The sequence below is a fragment of the Ruminococcus sp. YE282 genome (assembly GCA_900101355.1).
Lineage (GTDB): Bacteria > Bacillota > Clostridia > Oscillospirales > Acutalibacteraceae > Ruminococcoides > Ruminococcoides bromii_A.
Genome location: FMUV01000016.1, coordinates 23,776 through 40,117 on the forward strand (window position 1 = coordinate 23,776; position 16,342 = coordinate 40,117).

16 protein-coding genes and 1 other RNA gene are annotated in these 16,342 nt (G+C 36.9%); 11 read left to right on the forward strand and 6 right to left on the reverse strand.

The genetic code is table 11. The annotated features are described in order from the left end of the window. Positions 1 to 74 precede the first annotated feature (74 nt). Together BLP46_RS06830 and BLP46_RS06835 are read left to right on the forward strand one after the other, a co-directional pair. Entirely contained in the window at positions 75 to 1,049 is a 975-nt protein-coding gene (locus BLP46_RS06830; protein ID WP_207645215.1) for an ABC transporter permease, read from the forward strand. After that, on the forward strand, positions 1,042 to 1,839 hold the full coding sequence (locus tag BLP46_RS06835; protein ID WP_092977544.1) for an ABC transporter ATP-binding protein: 798 nt from the start codon (positions 1,042 to 1,044) through the stop codon (positions 1,837 to 1,839). Before BLP46_RS06830 ends, BLP46_RS06835 begins: the two co-directional genes overlap by 8 nt. Before the next feature lie 57 nt (positions 1,840 to 1,896). On the opposite strand, the gene BLP46_RS06840 is transcribed toward BLP46_RS06835, so the two are convergent. Then, the gene (locus BLP46_RS06840; RefSeq protein WP_092977546.1) at positions 1,897 to 2,739 is read right to left on the reverse strand and encodes a formate/nitrite transporter family protein; all 843 of its coding nucleotides are present in this window, start codon (positions 2,737 to 2,739) and stop codon (positions 1,897 to 1,899) included. A 307-nt stretch (positions 2,740 to 3,046) separates the two neighbouring features. Further along, a complete protein-coding gene (locus BLP46_RS06845; RefSeq protein WP_092977548.1) occupies positions 3,047 to 3,568 on the reverse strand; it encodes a hypothetical protein in 522 nt (173 codons plus the stop codon). A gap of 261 nt (positions 3,569 to 3,829) precedes the next feature. On the opposite strand from BLP46_RS06845, the gene BLP46_RS06850 reads away from it, so the two are divergent. The 5 genes from BLP46_RS06850 (at position 3,830) to BLP46_RS06870 (ending at position 7,833) form a co-directional block, all read left to right on the forward strand. Further along, complete coding sequence (locus BLP46_RS06850; RefSeq protein ID WP_092977550.1) at positions 3,830 to 4,114, forward strand: co-chaperone GroES; 285 nt, start codon at positions 3,830 to 3,832, stop codon at positions 4,112 to 4,114. Positions 4,115 to 4,133: 19 nt separating this feature from the next. Then, positions 4,134 to 5,762, forward strand: coding sequence for a chaperonin GroEL (gene groL, locus BLP46_RS06855; protein ID WP_092977552.1), 1,629 nt, complete (start codon positions 4,134 to 4,136; stop codon positions 5,760 to 5,762). A 113-nt stretch (positions 5,763 to 5,875) separates the two neighbouring features. Then, entirely contained in the window at positions 5,876 to 6,139 is a 264-nt protein-coding gene (locus BLP46_RS06860) for a PqqD family protein (protein WP_092977554.1), read from the forward strand. Next, on the forward strand, positions 6,132 to 6,629 hold the full coding sequence (locus BLP46_RS06865) for a S24/S26 family peptidase (protein WP_092977556.1): 498 nt from the start codon (positions 6,132 to 6,134) through the stop codon (positions 6,627 to 6,629). Before BLP46_RS06860 ends, BLP46_RS06865 begins: the two co-directional genes overlap by 8 nt. Then, complete coding sequence (locus BLP46_RS06870) at positions 6,604 to 7,833, forward strand: nucleotidyltransferase domain-containing protein (RefSeq protein ID WP_092977558.1); 1,230 nt, start codon at positions 6,604 to 6,606, stop codon at positions 7,831 to 7,833. Before BLP46_RS06865 ends, BLP46_RS06870 begins: the two co-directional genes overlap by 26 nt. Positions 7,834 to 7,868: 35 nt before the next feature. Here BLP46_RS06870 and BLP46_RS06875 read toward each other — a convergent pair whose 3' ends face one another. From BLP46_RS06875 to BLP46_RS06890, 4 genes are all read right to left on the reverse strand, one after another. Then, entirely contained in the window at positions 7,869 to 9,551 is a 1,683-nt protein-coding gene (locus BLP46_RS06875) for a glycosyltransferase family 39 protein (protein ID WP_092977560.1), read from the reverse strand. A gap of 21 nt (positions 9,552 to 9,572) precedes the next feature. Continuing rightward, the gene (locus BLP46_RS06880) at positions 9,573 to 10,535 is read right to left on the reverse strand and encodes an NAD(P)H-dependent glycerol-3-phosphate dehydrogenase (RefSeq protein WP_092977562.1); all 963 of its coding nucleotides are present in this window, start codon (positions 10,533 to 10,535) and stop codon (positions 9,573 to 9,575) included. Positions 10,536 to 10,559: 24 nt separating this feature from the next. Then, positions 10,560 to 10,746: non-coding RNA, 6S RNA (gene ssrS / locus BLP46_RS06885), on the reverse strand. A gap of 58 nt (positions 10,747 to 10,804) precedes the next feature. Then, on the reverse strand, positions 10,805 to 11,101 hold the full coding sequence (locus BLP46_RS06890; RefSeq protein WP_092977564.1) for a DUF1292 domain-containing protein: 297 nt from the start codon (positions 11,099 to 11,101) through the stop codon (positions 10,805 to 10,807). A 361-nt stretch (positions 11,102 to 11,462) separates the two neighbouring features. On the opposite strand from BLP46_RS06890, the gene BLP46_RS06895 reads away from it, so the two are divergent. The 4 genes from BLP46_RS06895 (at position 11,463) to BLP46_RS06910 (ending at position 16,337) form a co-directional block, all read left to right on the forward strand. Beyond that, positions 11,463 to 12,143 carry a sugar transferase gene (locus BLP46_RS06895; protein WP_092977566.1) on the forward strand — a complete coding sequence of 227 codons (681 nt, stop codon included), beginning with the start codon at positions 11,463 to 11,465 and terminating at the stop codon, positions 12,141 to 12,143. Positions 12,144 to 12,188: 45 nt separating this feature from the next. Next, complete coding sequence (locus BLP46_RS06900; RefSeq protein ID WP_092977568.1) at positions 12,189 to 13,652, forward strand: O-antigen ligase family protein; 1,464 nt, start codon at positions 12,189 to 12,191, stop codon at positions 13,650 to 13,652. Between the two features lie 267 nt (positions 13,653 to 13,919). Continuing rightward, positions 13,920 to 15,839 (forward strand): NAD(+) synthase, encoded by a 1,920-nt coding sequence (locus BLP46_RS06905; RefSeq protein ID WP_092977570.1) that lies wholly within the window; start codon positions 13,920 to 13,922, stop codon positions 15,837 to 15,839. Between the two features lie 15 nt (positions 15,840 to 15,854). Beyond that, entirely contained in the window at positions 15,855 to 16,337 is a 483-nt protein-coding gene (locus BLP46_RS06910; protein ID WP_092977572.1) for an LURP-one-related family protein, read from the forward strand. Positions 16,338 to 16,342: the final 5 nt, after the last annotated feature.

Consider the following 16,342-nt stretch of genomic DNA (forward strand, 5'->3'; position numbering starts at 1 on the left):
TCTAAAAATTATTGGGGTGTTGTAAAACGCACACCCCAATGTTTTATTTTAAGTATGGTATATGGTGAAATAACATGGATGTAATTATATCTTATTTTTCATCCCTAAATCCTATGAACCTGTTATCACAGCTTCCGGGCAATGTTGCACAGGGCATAATTTGGGGAATAATGGCTCTTGGCGTGTTTATCACGTTTAAACTTCTGAATTTTGCTGATTTGACAGTTGACGGTTCTTTTGCAACCGGCGGTGCGGTTACTGCAATTCTGCTTATCAACGGTGTTCCTGTATGGATTGCGGTTATTGCGGCTCTTGTAGCAGGAATTTTGGCTGGTCTTATTACCGGACTTTTACATACTTTGTTGGGAATACCCGATATTCTTTCAGGTATTCTTACTCAAATCGCATTGTATTCAATCAATTTGAATATTATGGGAAAATCTAACCTGCCGATAAGTTACAGAAATTATACTCTTGTAATTTCTGCAAGCAACATTAATATGGCAATATTGGTTGGTTTGATTATTTCTGCAATTATAATCACTCTGATGTATTGGTATTTTGGCACAGAACAGGGTTCAACTATCCGTTCAACGGGCAGCAATCCTTCAATGAGCAAGGCTCAGGGAATTAATATTAATGTTGCAAAGGTAATCGCTCTTGCACTTTCAAACGGCCTTGTAGCCTTGGCAGGTTCCTTTTCGGCGCAATATCAGGGCTTCTCAGACGTAAATATGGGCAGAGGTGCAATTGTAATCGGTCTTGCCGCTGTAATCATCGGTGAGGTAATCGGCGAGGCATTGTTCCGCAAGCGTATTAATTTTGTCATCAGATTAATTTTGGTTGTAGTCGGCGGAATTTTGTATTATATCGCAATGGGCATTGTACTTTGGTTGAAGATGCCTACGGACGATACAAAGCTTTTCACTGCCGTAATAGTGGCAATTTTCCTTGCAGTTCCGTATTTAAAGGGAAAATCCAAAAATTCGTTTAAAAAGCTTGCAAAAGAAAACTTAAAGAATCGTATGGGCGGTGGCAAAAATGCTTGAAATTAATAATATTTATAAGACGTTTAACGCAGGTACTGTCAATGAAAAGCGTGCCCTCAACGGCGTTAATCTTAAACTTAACGACGGCGATTTTTGTACTGTAATTGGCGGAAACGGAGCTGGCAAATCTACTGTTCTCAATTCAATTGCTGGTGTATGGCCGGTGGACAGCGGTGAAATTTTGATTGACGGAAAAGACATTTCGGGACTTCCGGAACACAAACGTGCTCCGTACCTCGGAAGAGTTTTTCAGGACCCGATGACCGGTACGGTAGCCGATATGGAGATAATAGAGAATCTTGCTATCGCTGCTCGCAGAGGTAAACGCAGAGGTCTTTCATGGGGCGTTAAAAAATCTGAGAAAGACAAATATCGTGAAATGCTAAAAGAATTTGACCTTGGTCTTGAAGACAGAATGACCACAAAGGTTGGATTGCTTTCGGGTGGTCAGCGTCAGGCTATAACGCTTCTTATGGCTACAATCCAAAAACCAAAGCTTTTGCTTCTTGATGAGCATACAGCGGCGCTTGACCCGAAAACTGCCGCAAAGGTTCTTGAGTTGTCTGATAAGATAATTGAAGAAAATCACCTTACTGCTCTTATGGTTACTCATAATATGAAAGATGCCATCACACACGGCAACCGTTTGATAATGATGTGTGACGGCAAAGTTATATTAAATATTGAGGGCGAAGAAAAGAAAAAACTTACCGTTGAACACCTTCTTCAAAAATTTGAAGAAGTAAGCGGCTCAAAAATAGAAAACGACAGAATGTTGTTAAGCGAGTAAAAACTAAGGCAGCCTTTATGGCTGCCTTAATTAATATACATTATTTATTTTAATTCATTATTCATTGTTCTTTTTGCGTGCATATGCAAAGTAAAACGGAAGTCCTACAAAAACCATACCTCCGATTATGTTGCCGATTGTAACGAACAGCAAGGATTCACAGCCCGAGAGGTTTGCAAGATTTTGACATTGCTGCGCTGTAATGCCGTAAAGCTCCTGTGCTTTTGCAACGTATTCTGGATTCATAGCTGCCATAACACCGGTTGTAATATAGAACATATTTGCAACGCAGTGTTCAAATCCACAGACTACGAATGCACAAATAGGGAAAAATACACCGAAAATTTTGCCTATTGCATCTGTTGCGACCGTTGCCATAACAATTGCAAGGCAAACGAGAATGTTACAAAGTATTCCGCTGACAATTGCCGTTGCGGGATTAATTGTTGTTTTGGCAAGCGCAACCTTTATTGTGAAAGCACCGAGTCCGCCGTTTGAGTAATTAAGTTGTCCTGAAAAGGTGATGAGCAAATCAATAATCAGTGCGCCGACAAAATTTGATATATAAACCGTAACAAGATTTTTTATCATTGAAGAAATCTTGATTTTCTTTTCAAGCGTCGGAATAATCATAAGACAGTTGCCTGTGAAGAGTTCGCTTCCGGTAAACACAACAAGCATAAGTCCCACGGGAAAGATTACGCCTGCAACTACTCTTGCAAGCCCGACATCTGCAATTCCGTGCATTGCAACATTGCTTGCCGCACCGCCGAATGCAATAAAAGCTCCTGCCATAAGTCCGAGCAAAATCATTTTTGGCAGAGAAAGCTTTGATTTTGCCACACCTGATTTTGACACCAGCGATGCAATTTCAGCCGGTGCATTAAATCTGCTGTTCATTAAAATTCCTTCTTTAATTTGTTTTTTTAATCGTTGAAGTTATATCGCAAAAATACGATAACATTCAAATTTCAGAAAATATCTTATCACAAAAGCAAAGTATTTGTCAATTAACTTCAGGTTATCCGTAATGTTGCACACAAAAGATTTTGTAAATTATAAATACAGTTTATAATTGAAAATATATTAATTTCAACATAAAAAGTTTTTATCAGCTGAAAAAAACCTTTTTAACTGCTAATTAATAATGAAAAAAATCCCCAGATAAACTGAGGATTTTAAAATTTATATGCTATTATATTTTGTATTAGTCAGCTGTTGTAGAAGCGGTAGTTGTTGAAGCGGATGTGGTGGTGTTACTTGTTTCGTCAACTTCCCATATATCATCTGAATTAATATCATCACAGGCTTTTGTACCCATTTTATAGTTTGTTTCTCCGTTAGCAGTCCAAATGTACAGGTTATAAATGACTAAACGTTTTTCTTTATCATAATAACCGGTTGATATATCGTTCTTGTCTTTTGGACGAACAGGAACCAAATCTGCAAAATATTTATCGTAATACTCTTTTACTTGCTCTTCGGTTTCTGAAGTTTTAAAGTGAATGGTTTTGTTACCGTCTTCATCGGTTGCTGTTGTCATATAATATGTATCATCAACGGTTTTTAACTTTGCTTCATAGCCGTCGTTGTATTCATATGGTAGTTCATAGCCGTCTGCAGGTACAAGAGGATGGTCATTTGTTGATGAACAAGCAGTTGCAGAGGCAGCCATTATTAATGCGAATGCACCGCAAAGAATTTTTGCGACAACAGATTTCTTTTTCATAAATAATCCCCTTACTTTAATATGTTATATTTTCATTTTAATATAAAACTTAACCTCTGTCAACATTAATTTACATTATGTATACTATCGTATATGTACACAAAATGCAGGGTTGTCCATAAGATTTAAAAAATATTTTAATTAAAGGTCAAAAATAGTCAAATTACTCTTGACATTTAGAAAAAATGGTATAAAATAGAATTAGCACTCAAGAAGTACGAGTGCTAATTATTAATTATAGATATCTCAGGAGGCAGTTTTATGACTATCAAACCATTACTTGACAGAGTAGTATTAAAAGTTGAAGAGGCAGAGGAAAAGACAAAGAGTGGTATAATTCTTTCGTCAGCTGCACAGGAAAAGCCTCAGTTTGCATCTGTTGTTGCAGTAGGCCCGGGTGGGGTTGTAGACGGCAACGAAGTAAAAATGTATCTGAATGTCGGAGACAAAGTAATTGCAAGTAAGTATGCAGGAACACAGGTTAAAATTGACGGCGAAGAGTTTACAATCGTACGTCAGTCAGATATTCTTGCAACTGTTGAATAATTTTTGGAGGTAAAATCTTATGGCTAAACAAATTGCATATGGTGAAGAAGCAAGAAAGGCTCTTATGAAGGGCATTGATCAGCTTGCTGATACAGTAAAAATCACACTTGGTCCAAAGGGAAGAAACGTTGTACTTGATAAAAAATACGGCGCTCCGTTAATCACAAACGACGGTGTTACTATCGCAAAAGAAGTAGAACTTGACGACCCGTTTGAAAATATGGGCGCTCAGCTTGTTAAGGAAGTTTCAATTAAGACTAATGATGTAGCAGGCGACGGTACAACTACCGCAACACTTCTTGCTCAGGCTCTTATTCGTGAGGGTATGAAGAACGTTACTGCCGGTGCAAACCCAATGGTACTTAAAAAGGGTATTGCTGATGCTGTTGATGTTGCTGTAAAGGCAATTGTTGACAACAGCCAGCAGGTTGCAGGCACAGATGATATTGCAAGAGTTGCAACAGTTTCTTCACAGGATGAGTTTATCGGAAAACTTATTGCCGAAGCAATGGATAAGGTTACAACAGACGGCGTAATTACAGTTGAAGAGTCAAAAACTGCCGAGACATACAGTGAAGTAGTAGAAGGTATGATGTTTGACAGAGGCTACATCGCACCTTATATGGTAACAGATTCGGATAAGATGGTTGCCGAGCTTGACAATCCGCTTGTTCTTATCACAGATAAGAAAATTTCAACAACTCAGGAGATTCTTCCTTTGCTTGAACAAATTGTTCAGTCAGGCAAAAAGCTCCTTATCATCGCAGAAGATGTTGAGGGTGAAGCTCTTACAACTCTTGTACTCAACAAGCTTCGCGGAACATTCACTTGTGTTGCTGTTAAAGCTCCGGGTTTTGGCGACAGAAGAAAAGAAATGCTCCAGGATATTGCAACACTTACAGGTGGTACTGTAATTACATCTGATCTTGGTCTTGAACTTAAAGACACAACTATGGATCAGCTTGGTTCTGCACGTCAGGTTAAGATTGAAAAGGAAAATACAATCATTGTTGACGGCGCAGGTGACAAGGATGCTATCAAGGGCAGAGTTGCTCAGATTAGACAGCAGATTGAAACTACAACTTCTGACTTTGACCGTGAAAAGCTTCAGGAACGTCTTGCTAAGCTTGCAGGCGGTGTAGCAGTTATTAAGGTTGGTGCTGCAACAGAAGTTGAAATGAAAGAAAAGAAGCTCAGAATTGAAGACGCTCTTGCTGCAACAAAGGCTGCAGTTGAAGAAGGTATTGTTGCCGGCGGCGGTATTGCATGCATGAACGCTATTCCTGCTGTTGAAAAGTTTGTAGAAACCCTTGAGGGTGACGCTAAAACAGGCGCAAAGATTGTTCTTAAAGCTCTTGAAGAGCCGCTTCGCCAGATTGCTGCAAACGCAGGTCTTGAGGGCAGTGTAATTGCTGAAAATGTTAAGAAAGCTAATAAGGTTGGTTACGGCTACAACGCACTTACCGAGGAATATACAGATATGGTTTCCGCAGGTATCGTTGACCCGACAAAGGTTACCCGTTCAGCTCTTCAGAATGCTTCTTCAGTAGCTGCAATGGTACTCACAACGGAGTCACTTGTTGCTGATATTAAAGAGCCGGCTCCGGCTGTTGCTCCTGCTGCACCTGATATGGGCGGTATGTATTAATTTGTACTAACGTAATATATTTTCAGGGGTGTTGCATTAATTGCAACGCCCTTGCTTTTTTTATATGTTTATATTATAATAAATTGTATAATATTATGCGAGTTGGTGTAAATATGAAGATTAAAGAGGACTTTATTCTGCGAAAAGTTGCTGATTCTTATGTTGTTGTGCCTGTCAATGATATGACGGTAGATTTCAACGGTATCATAAATTTAAACGAAACAGGCGCATTTCTATTTGAAATTCTTCAAAAAGGTGCCGATAATCAAGAGCTGCTGGATAAATTGCTTTCTGAATATGAGGTAACTTCCGAAAAAGCCGAAGCCGATATTGATGTTTTTATCCAAAAGCTAAAGGATGCGGATATTCTTGAATAAAGAAGTAACAATTGACGATATTATCGAAATTCTTGTTGAAAAACTTGAAAACGGCGGAACTGTAACATTTTCTCCGAGCGGAACAAGTATGCTTCCAATGCTGAGAGACGGGGAAGATGTTGTTGTATTGTCTAAACCCAAAGGACGATTGCATTTATTTGACATTCCTCTATACAAGCGCAAAGACGGTTCATATGTTTTGCATAGAATTGTTGATTTTGATGCTGACGGTGGCTATGTTTTGAGGGGTGACAATCAGTTCACAAAGGAACATGGCATTTATGATGAAGATATTTATGGCGTTGTAACTGCTTTTTACCGCAAAGGTAAGTCTTATACTACAAATTCACTTCCATATAGAATGTACCTTAATCTTTGGTTTTACAGCAAGGTTTTCAGGCATTTGTATTTTATTGTAAAAAATAAGATGGCAGGATTTTTTGATAAAAAGGATAAAGCTGACGATGAAAACAAAACTGAGCAAAATTGAAGAAAAAGAGTTCAGCTATATTATAAATGTAGTTGCGTCGGCGGCAAATAATACGCAGATTCCGATTCCGTTTGCAGGAATTAATTGGCAGAATATAATCTCAAATGTTAGGTATTGCGGACTTTCGGCAATATTTGCAAATACTGTCCTTGGGTTGCCAAACAGCTATATTCCCGATTCAGTCAGAAGTAATTTAATCGGCATAAAGGGTACAGAACTTTTGCTTGATACTAATTTGAATTATGAAATGGAGAAACTGTTAAAAACGTTTGACAAATACAAGATAAAAAATGCACCTGTAAAAGGATATTTTTTAAAAAAAGAGTATCCACGCAGTGATTTTCGCTCAATCTCGGATTATGATATTCTGTTTGATGAGAAACAGCTTGACAGCGTTAATGTTGCATTTGCGGAACTTGGATATTCATTTCTGCGCAAAGACGGTGAAAATCAGTATCATTTTCAAAAAAAGCCCTATATGTACGTTGAAATGCATAAGACTCTCGTTCATAATTATGAAAGCTTTTATCCATACCTTTTTGACCAACTTGACAAAACAGTTAAACGAGAGGGTTATACTTATTCGTACCGACTGTCTCCTGAAGACCATTACGTTTATCTTCTTGTCCATTCCTCAAATCACCTGAGAATAGCAGGCTTGGGTATCAGAATGATTCTTGATATTTATTTTTATTATAAAAATCATCAGGCACAGTTTGATATGGAGTATTTAAATAAAAGACTCGAACTGCTAAATCTTGTAAAATTTGAAAATCGTGTGCGAGAAATAGCTTTCAAATGGTTTTCAGACAGTTGCTCGACTTTTAAATTTGATGATTTTGAAACACTTATTTTGCTCAGTGGTCGCTTAGGAAGAGCAAGTGCGGGTACTATGATTAATACATATAAATACCTTGAAAAGACCAAAAGCGAGGGAAAAGGCTCTGGAAAACTGTCTTATCTTATTTCCTCTGTTTGTCCAAAAAAATCATCAATGATACAATCATATCCGTATTTAGAAAAAGCTCCGTTCTTGCTTCCTTTCAGTTGGTGTTGTATGTGGTTTAAAAGAATTTTCATTAAGAAAAATATAAGTATAAAAGCGGGACTGAAAAACAGAATTGATTATAATCAGGAAGATGTTAATTATTATAAAGATATACTTAAAGAAGTCGGATTTGATGACTTTTCTAATATAGGTTAAAAAACAACGGGATGGAAAGTAACCATCCCGTTGTTTTATGCCTGTTTGTTTTCAGGTATCTGTTTTAGTTTATCAATATATTTATGAAGAGTAGTATATTTTCCCTCCAAAATACTGTTCATTGCGTATGCCGCTGTCGGTATCATAAGCGGAATGTATGTCAAAACATACTGCGATTTTCCTTCAAACAACAGGTGATATCCAAATCCGCCCAAAATTACAAGAGGCAGCAATATTGTGCATAAGTTTGTAGATTTCCTTATTATAAGCAGACATAATCCAATAGCAAAAAGCGAATATAGAATTTGAATATAGAAATTAAAATGAAGCTCAAACAATTGTCCTAAGCTGCCGTCATATACGCTTTTTCCGATAGCATTAATATCGGTGGTATGTTGTTTAACTTTGCTTATCCATATGCTTTCAAATGTAGGTTCATTCCACTGACTAAGAATCTTTTTGCCGAAAAAGTCAATTGTATATGAAGCGTTATTGCCAAATTTCTTAAGTTTTTGATTTATATCATTCCAAGCCTGAGCATTTGCAGCTTTGTCATTAAAGCTGTTGTTAGCGTATGTATCTTTAGCAATTGTTGTGTACCAACCGGGTGCCATATATGAATCGGAAAGCCCCAAATCAAGGTACAAAACCTGTGAAACTCCGCTTGAAAATTCATTGTTTGCTCTTGATTCATAAGACATAATAACAAGCTGAATCGAACCTAACGAAGCAATGCAAATTGCAAGCGCAAATGCAATACTTTGCCATTTTTTAGCCTTTATTGTGTGTACAATAAGAATGATTGCAAAGGCAATAACATATATCATATTGTTGTACTTCACAAGCACGGCAAATATCAAAAGAAGTCCGCTTGGTATCAACATTGTGTATTTAGAAGTCTGAAAATATCTGATTAAGAAGAAACTTGCCCAAACGGCGCAGCACATTCCGATTATATTGCCGTATACAAAAGTACAAAGCAAAACGGGCTGGATAAATCCTGCAAGGAGCAAAATTGCAATAAATTCTATTGAGCGTCTTTTAAACAGATATTTTGTTATTTTTGCTATACCGAGATATGCAATACCGACACATAAAACGTTGATAACCTGAATCGGCATTGAGCTTGTGGTACCGAAGATTCTGTAAATTACTTCACTGAATAACACAAAGCCAAGTTGAAACGGATAATAGTTAAAGTATGAATAACCTTTATAGAAATCCTTATTATAAAAGTCAGTGACGTTTTGCATTGCACTGTAATCGCCTTTTGCCGCTCTTGTTGCGGCTTCAAAAAGGCTGTAACTGTCGGCACCCGGTACCGAGGTGACAGACAAAATCCAAATTAGACCTATAATTATCGGAAACGCAACAATTGCAATTTCCATATATTTCATATTTACTTTTGCAAAAAAATTGAAATACCGCTTTAATTTGAACAATAAGAATACAAACAATGCGGTGAAAGCAATATTCAAAATTATGTTGTCTGTTTGATACAAGACTACCTCAGACGAATATTTGCTAACATCAAAAACGCTTGTCTGAATAAAGCTCATAATTGCAATGTAACCAAACGCAAACATTGTAAGAAATGCAATGATATTTACAATAAAACTCTCAAATTTGCTTTGATTATTAATGGTACTAACCGTGCTTAATGAGCTTTTTTTATTAGGAGTTTTTGAGTTACCCCTGTTTTTAGACTTACTGTTCATAAAAACACTCCCAAGTATGTATTAAAATTCTTTTTTTACCGAACGTAAAAACAATTTTCCGATTGCTTCCTTAACGTCCATATCATTAAACAAAACATTATATATGCTTTCTACAATGGGCAATTCTACATTATTTTCTTTGCCAAGCTTGTAAAGAGCCTTTGAAGTCATCACACCTTCGGCAAGTTTGTTGAAGGTGTTGCCTTTAACATATTCTTCTCCGAACTTTCTGTTGTGACTCCATTGTGAAAATAGGGTTGCCTCATAATCTCCAAGGTGGCAAAGGCCGTATGCGCTCATTTCATTTCCGCCAAGAGCCTTTATAAGTCTCGAAATTTCTCTTGTACCCCTTGCCATAAGAGCACCTTTTAATGATGTGTAATTAAGTCCGTCAAGAATACCCGCCGCAATTCCGATTACATTTTTTGCGGCTGCGCCTATTTCACTGCCTATCAAGTCTGTTCCAAGATAGAATCGTATAAGCTCACTTGTAAATTCATTTACAAGTTTTTCTTTTACTTCTTGATTATTACTGTCAATAACCATACAGTTTGGAATACCTTTTACATAGTCCTGCGGATGTCCTGGACCAACCCATACTGCAACGGGCGTTTTGCTTTCATCGACAAAATCTCCGACTACTTCGCTCAATCTTTTGCCTGTTGTTGCCTCAACGCCTTTCATACAAAGCACGATGATTTTTCCGTCAAGATTATATTTAGAAATATCCTCAAAATATGAACGAAGATATTGAGAAGATATAGAAATAACGATTACCTCAGCTCTTTTAACAGCTTTTTCAAGGTCTGATGAAACTTCAATGCTGTCGGGAAAGGTCAAGTAGTCATTCTTATGATACTTTTCAAGCTGTATAAATTCGGGTGCGTCCTTAAGACCGCAACTTAACACATTGTGACCGATTTTATCAAGATACCAGGCAATACAGCTGCCCCATCTTCCGCAGCCTAAAACTGAAACATCCATAATTTTCTCCTATGTATAAAAAACATAAAACCCGCCCGACCGTAAGATTTAAATAATAACCTGCCTACAAAAAAGCAGGTGGGTGCCCTCCTTTGAGCTTCAGGCTCCCTTCTTCCAAACTGGGAGGTCTGCACACCGCTCAAAGAGCCAGGCTCCCGATTTAAGTGTTGTAGGGTTATTTTAAAATCATACACGTATCGGGCAGGAATTTTAATTTTTAAATTATATTATTAACGATGTCTAATTTATTATATGAAGTCGAAGCAAATCTACTCACAATTTTCAAAAAGCAAATTATTGTATCGTTCCTCAAATATTTTATAAACTTCTTGAGCTGTGTGCTCGTCTTCAACCTCAATCAGCTTTTCTTCACCGTCGTCGTTGACAACCTCAAATATATAGTACTCAAAAGCTCTGTTAAGCGCATCACTTGGATTATCAAAATGATGCGACAGGACGTAATAAGTACTTTCTCCGTAATCAACAGTATCGAGAATCTCAAATTCAATTTCTTTACCGTCATCGGTTAACAGTGAAACCAAATCAGGTGAAAACTCGTTATTCATAACACAACTTCCTTACGCATTTAATTTTACATTTTTTTAGCCTCGAAGTCAAGTATTTATACACTTAAAAACAAATCTATAATTTTTGAATATTTTACCAAAAATGTGTTGACATTACACAAAAACTGTGATACTATATATCCATAGAAATTCAATAATTACTTTTTAAAGATTGAATTTCGTTTTAACTAAAAAACTTCATGTGTTTGGATCACTCCATAAAATTACATAAAAACCGACGGCTGCATACCGTCGGTTTTTACGTTATGCCGTAAATTATGAATGTTTTGACATATTTGTTGAAAACAAAAGTTAAAAAGGATATAATTATCTGTAATTGTGTGAATTTAGGAGTTGTTTTATGAAGTCATTTTCTAAACTTCCGCCGCAGTTCAGGTGTGATGAAGTAAAGGAATATTATAATATCCTCAGCCACAAGAACGGCAGCCTTATTTTAAAGCGCGCCTTTGATATTGTAGTTTCATTTATATTGCTAATTTTACTTATTATTCCGATAATAATAATTGCTTTTGCCGTAAAACTTACTTCTGAGGGTCCTGTCTTTTACAGACAGGAAAGGGTTACGACTTATGGCAAGATATTTAAAATATTAAAGTTTCGTACAATGGTACAAAACGCTGACAAAATCGGCACATTGGTAACTACTGACAGTGATTCTCGTGTTACAAATATTGGACGTTTTTTGCGTAAATACCGTCTTGATGAGCTTCCTCAGGTTTTTAATGTGCTTTCAGGCAGTATGTCAATTGTCGGCACTCGCCCGGAAGTGCCAAAATATGTAAACGAGTATAAACCCGAGTATTATGCCACATTGCTTATTCCTGCAGGAATAACCTCGCTTGCTTCTATTATGTACAAAGACGAGGAAAAACTTTTAAGCTCAAGCAAAGACGCTGACTATGTATACATTAATGAAATTTTACCTGAGAAAATGAAGTATAATTTGCAGTATACTAAAAATTTTGGCTTTTTTTCCGATATTAAGTTAATGTTTAAAACAGTTAAAGATGTATTTTGTTAAATTATTAAATGAACATTGTTACAATTACGCATTTGAGAGGTAAAAATGGTTGCTTTTAAAGAAAAATTAAAAGATACTTCGCTGTTCAGAACGCTTTACATTATTGATTTGTTTTTTTGCAACGTTTCTTTTCTTCAAATTCCTGCGTATGTTTTTCTTGTGCCGCTTTTTCTGTGGGGTGTTCGACTTGTGATTTTAAATCAGCGCAGATATAATACCTTTTTTAAACTTCGATTTGGTTTGTGGATTGGCGCATTTTTGGTAGTATCACTTGTCACAATTTTATTTAATTATTCCATTACTTTATTTTACAGCTTGTTGATGCTTTTGCATGTGCTAATTTGTTTTTTTGTTTTTTACGGAGCGCACACCGAGCCTGACTTTGATTTTAGAAAAGAACTGTATTTTATTGCAAAACTGATTATTTATATTACAACGATAGCTAACATTTTTGGAATGTTTTGTCTTATGTTTGGTATTAGCTTTTCGTGGGTATGGGTAAAATTTCCTATTTACGAAAATCGTTTTACCGGTGTGTTTGTAAATCCCAATCTTCTCGGCTTTTGTTCGGTTGTTGCAATAGTTTGCTGCCATATGCTTTCAAAATGCAGCTTCCTGAGCAATATAAACAAGCCGAGTATAAACCGGGTATGGCTTGCAATTTGCATAGTTACAAATGTTTTTTCGCTTGTTTTGTGTGATTCAAACGCGTCTTTTGTGCTTATGATAGGATATGCCATTGTATATATAACATATATATTCTTTGCCGATAAGCTCGGGCTTACCGCTTCAAAGGTTGTTTTAAAGATAGTGTCTTTAATTTTAATAGCTTGCTTTATAATTGGTTCTTCATTGATGTTCAGGTCAATATTTAAAGCCGGTTTCTCTGTTGTAACGTCAAAAACAAATGCTATGATTGATATTTTGTTTGATGATGATGAAATTATTTCTGAAAAAGAAAATAATTCTTCAAAACAAGAAACAAGTAAAGCGGTCACTTTTGACCATCAAAACAAGAATATTGACAGCGGTCGTTTTAAATTATGGAAAGAATCTATTGATTTGTTTAAAATTTCTCCGTTAATCGGTATTTCTAACGGCAATATCATCTTTTACAGCGGCGAATATTTAAACGGAACGCTAAAATTTTCTTATCATAACAGTGATTTACACAATGGATTTTTAACTATTCTTGTGTCAACTGGTATAATCGGATTCAGTCTGTTTGGTGTTTTCGGATTCAGGTTTGCAAAGCACGCTGCTCAGCATTTGTTCTTACGAATAGATAAAGTTTTCAGAAATGATGTCTATCCCTGTTTGTTCTCGTTCTTGTTTGCGTATTTGTTTTATTCGCTTTTTGAAAAGGCTTTGCTCTACGACATATCGTTTATGGTAATGTGGTTTTGGCTTATGATGGGATACACAAGCTGTTATATTGCAGGCTTTGAGCCTATGCTTGAAACTCAATATTTATTCCACAGAGACAGACTTACCCGCACATTGCTGTGATAAATATAACATAGTGCAGATATTCCCCGCCTCTTAGGCGTCGGGGGAATATCCGGGCTTTCGACGGAGTTATAATCTCCCACCGAAAGCCCGAGGAGCTAACGCTCCTTTTACCCTTGCAATCTATCGCACGCTCTGCTTCTTGCAACCAAAGCAGAGCGTGCTCCGATTTAAAATCGGCTAAGTGCTTGTATAATTATATGTAATGTTGTATAATAACCATAGGTATATCTTACCTGTGGTTATTATTTTATAAAGGGTGAGAAGATGAAATACGGCTTTGTAAAAGCTGCGGCGGCAACCCCTAAAATCCGTGTTGCCGACTGTAATTATAATGCAAATCAGATAATTGATTTTGTATCAGAGGCATGTAATAATGGTGCGGAAATTGTTGTTTTTCCTGAACTTTGCGTAACGGGCTATACCTGTTCGGACCTTTTTCTGCAAACAGCTTTGTTAAAATCAGCTGAAAACGCAGTGCGTAAAGTGCAAGAGTCATCAAAGTCTCTTGACACTGTAATTGTAATTGGTGCGCCGATTGCTGTTATGCAGTCACTTTATAACTGTGCGGTTGTTATCTATAAAGGTGAAATTCTTGGAATTGTTCCCAAGGTGAACATTCCGAATTACGGCGAGTTTTATGAGGTTCGTCATTTTGCAAGCGGTAAGGATGTTTCTGTTTACATTGATTATGCAGATTCAGAAAATATTTTGTTATCACCTTATCAAATTTTTGAATGTGCAGATATGCCGGATTTTAAATTCGGAATTGAAATATGTGAAGATTTGTGGGTAGTCTCATCTCCGTCAGTTGAGCTGGCACTGAACGGTGCAACCGTTATATGCAATCTTTCATCATCTGATGATTTGATTGGCAAGGCGCAGTTTAGACACGAACTTGTAAGAATGCAAAGCGGAAAATTGTACTGCGCATACATTTACTGTGACTCGGGTTTTGGAGAAAGTACCACCGATATGGTATTTTCCGGACATAACATAATTTCCGAAAATGCGTCAATTCTTTCTGAAAGCAAAAGATTTACGCAGGGGATTATATACGGAGATATTGATGTTGAAAGGCTGCAATATGAACGAAGACGTTCCACGACTTTTTGCAATACATTTAACGGTAAATATGTGATTAAAAAATTTGCAATGGCAAAAAGAGCCGTTAATCTGGAAAGAAAATTTTCTCAAACACCGTTTGTTCCGTCAAGCGCAGGCGACCTTGAGAGTAGATGCGAAGAAATTATCACAATTCAGTCAACCGGATTGGCTACCCGTCTTGCCCATACAGGCATAAAAAATGTTATGCTTGGTTTGTCGGGCGGACTTGACAGCACTCTTGCTCTTATTGTATGTGTACATGCTTTTGACGCTCTTGGTATAGACAGAAAAAATATTCATACAATAACAATGCCCTGTTTTGGAACAACAGGACGAACAAAATCCAATGCAGAAAAACTTGCGCAGGCGTACGGAACATCCTTTGAAGATATTAATATTACCCTTTCTGTCAGGCAGCATTTTAAAGACATCAATCACGATGAGAAATTAACTGATATAACGTATGAAAATTCACAGGCAAGAGAGAGAACTCAGGTGCTTATGGATTTGTCAAATAAGTACGGTGCGCTTGTAATCGGTACAGGTGATTTATCCGAGCTTGCACTTGGTTGGGCAACATATAACGGAGACCATATGAGTATGTATGCCGTTAATGCATCAATTCCCAAAACCCTTGTGCGTTATCTTACAGCTTATGAGGCAGATAAATCCGATGAACCGTTAAAATCCGTTTTGCTTGATGTTTTAAATACGCCTGTAAGTCCGGAGTTACTGCCTCCGGATAATAATGGTGAGATTGCCCAGAAAACAGAAGACGTTGTAGGTCCGTATGAGCTCCACGATTATTTCCTTTACTATTTGGTACGCTGTGGGTTTACTCCGAGTAAAATATATTATATGGCAAAGCTTTCTTTTTCGGGCAAGTATGACAATGCTACAATAAAAAAGTGGCTTACTGTTTTTGTAAAAAGGTTTTTTGCTCAGCAATTTAAGCGTTCTTGTTTGCCTGACGGACCAAAGGTGGGTTCTGTTACGCTTTCTCCACGTTCCGACTGGCGAATGCCGAGCGACGCATCTGTAAATGTTTGGCTAAATGAATTAGATAATCAAGAAAATTAACTTTCGGTGATATATATGAAGCTTTTTATAAAGAGAGATGATTCCGCATCAAAGGCTATATATACCGTCTATGATGAACTTGGAAACCCTAAGTATTATGCTTCGTTTCAAAAAATGAAACCAAAATCAAATGTTACCATTGTTTTAAAGGATACACAAAATAACGTTATAGCAAAAATTCGTCAACTGCCGATTGTCGGAACCAAGACCTTCGTTTTTAAGGTTGGAAAATCTCATGTGACTTTTGTAACCGTTCTGACGCAAAAAGGAATACATTCTTATTTTTACGGAAATAACTGGCACATCAAAGGCGAGGTTATTACAAAAAATTTCAGTATCATTGACGTTGATAATTCGGTCATTTTGTCACAGAAAAATTGCGGAGGTTCTTATGAGCTGACAATTACAGACAGTTCAAACGAACTATACTGCATAGCAACGTCAATATGTGTAAGTCTTATTAATACTGTTGACAATTTTGCCGTACAGGCAGTATAATATCT

Excerpts from the sequence above, each read along its gene's own strand:
- BLP46_RS06910 (WP_092977572.1), top strand. The coding sequence starts at position 15,855 with ATGAAGCTTTTTATAAAGAGAGATGATTCCGCATCAAAGGCTATATAT.
- BLP46_RS06845 (WP_092977548.1), bottom strand. The coding sequence starts at position 3,568 with ATGAAAAAGAAATCTGTTGTCGCAAAAATTCTTTGCGGTGCATTCGCA.
- BLP46_RS06890 (WP_092977564.1), bottom strand. The coding sequence starts at position 11,101 with ATGAATAACGAGTTTTCACCTGATTTGGTTTCACTGTTAACCGATGAC.
- groL (WP_092977552.1), top strand. The coding sequence starts at position 4,134 with ATGGCTAAACAAATTGCATATGGTGAAGAAGCAAGAAAGGCTCTTATG.
- BLP46_RS06860 (WP_092977554.1), top strand. The coding sequence starts at position 5,876 with ATGAAGATTAAAGAGGACTTTATTCTGCGAAAAGTTGCTGATTCTTAT.
- BLP46_RS06830 (WP_207645215.1), top strand. The coding sequence starts at position 75 with ATGGATGTAATTATATCTTATTTTTCATCCCTAAATCCTATGAACCTG.
- BLP46_RS06880 (WP_092977562.1), bottom strand. The coding sequence starts at position 10,535 with ATGGATGTTTCAGTTTTAGGCTGCGGAAGATGGGGCAGCTGTATTGCC.
- BLP46_RS06850 (WP_092977550.1), top strand. The coding sequence starts at position 3,830 with ATGACTATCAAACCATTACTTGACAGAGTAGTATTAAAAGTTGAAGAG.
- BLP46_RS06840 (WP_092977546.1), bottom strand. The coding sequence starts at position 2,739 with ATGAACAGCAGATTTAATGCACCGGCTGAAATTGCATCGCTGGTGTCA.
- BLP46_RS06895 (WP_092977566.1), top strand. The coding sequence starts at position 11,463 with ATGAAGTCATTTTCTAAACTTCCGCCGCAGTTCAGGTGTGATGAAGTA.
- BLP46_RS06900 (WP_092977568.1), top strand. The coding sequence starts at position 12,189 with ATGGTTGCTTTTAAAGAAAAATTAAAAGATACTTCGCTGTTCAGAACG.
- BLP46_RS06875 (WP_092977560.1), bottom strand. The coding sequence starts at position 9,551 with ATGAACAGTAAGTCTAAAAACAGGGGTAACTCAAAAACTCCTAATAAA.
- BLP46_RS06835 (WP_092977544.1), top strand. The coding sequence starts at position 1,042 with ATGCTTGAAATTAATAATATTTATAAGACGTTTAACGCAGGTACTGTC.
- BLP46_RS06870 (WP_092977558.1), top strand. The coding sequence starts at position 6,604 with ATGAAAACAAAACTGAGCAAAATTGAAGAAAAAGAGTTCAGCTATATT.
- BLP46_RS06905 (WP_092977570.1), top strand. The coding sequence starts at position 13,920 with ATGAAATACGGCTTTGTAAAAGCTGCGGCGGCAACCCCTAAAATCCGT.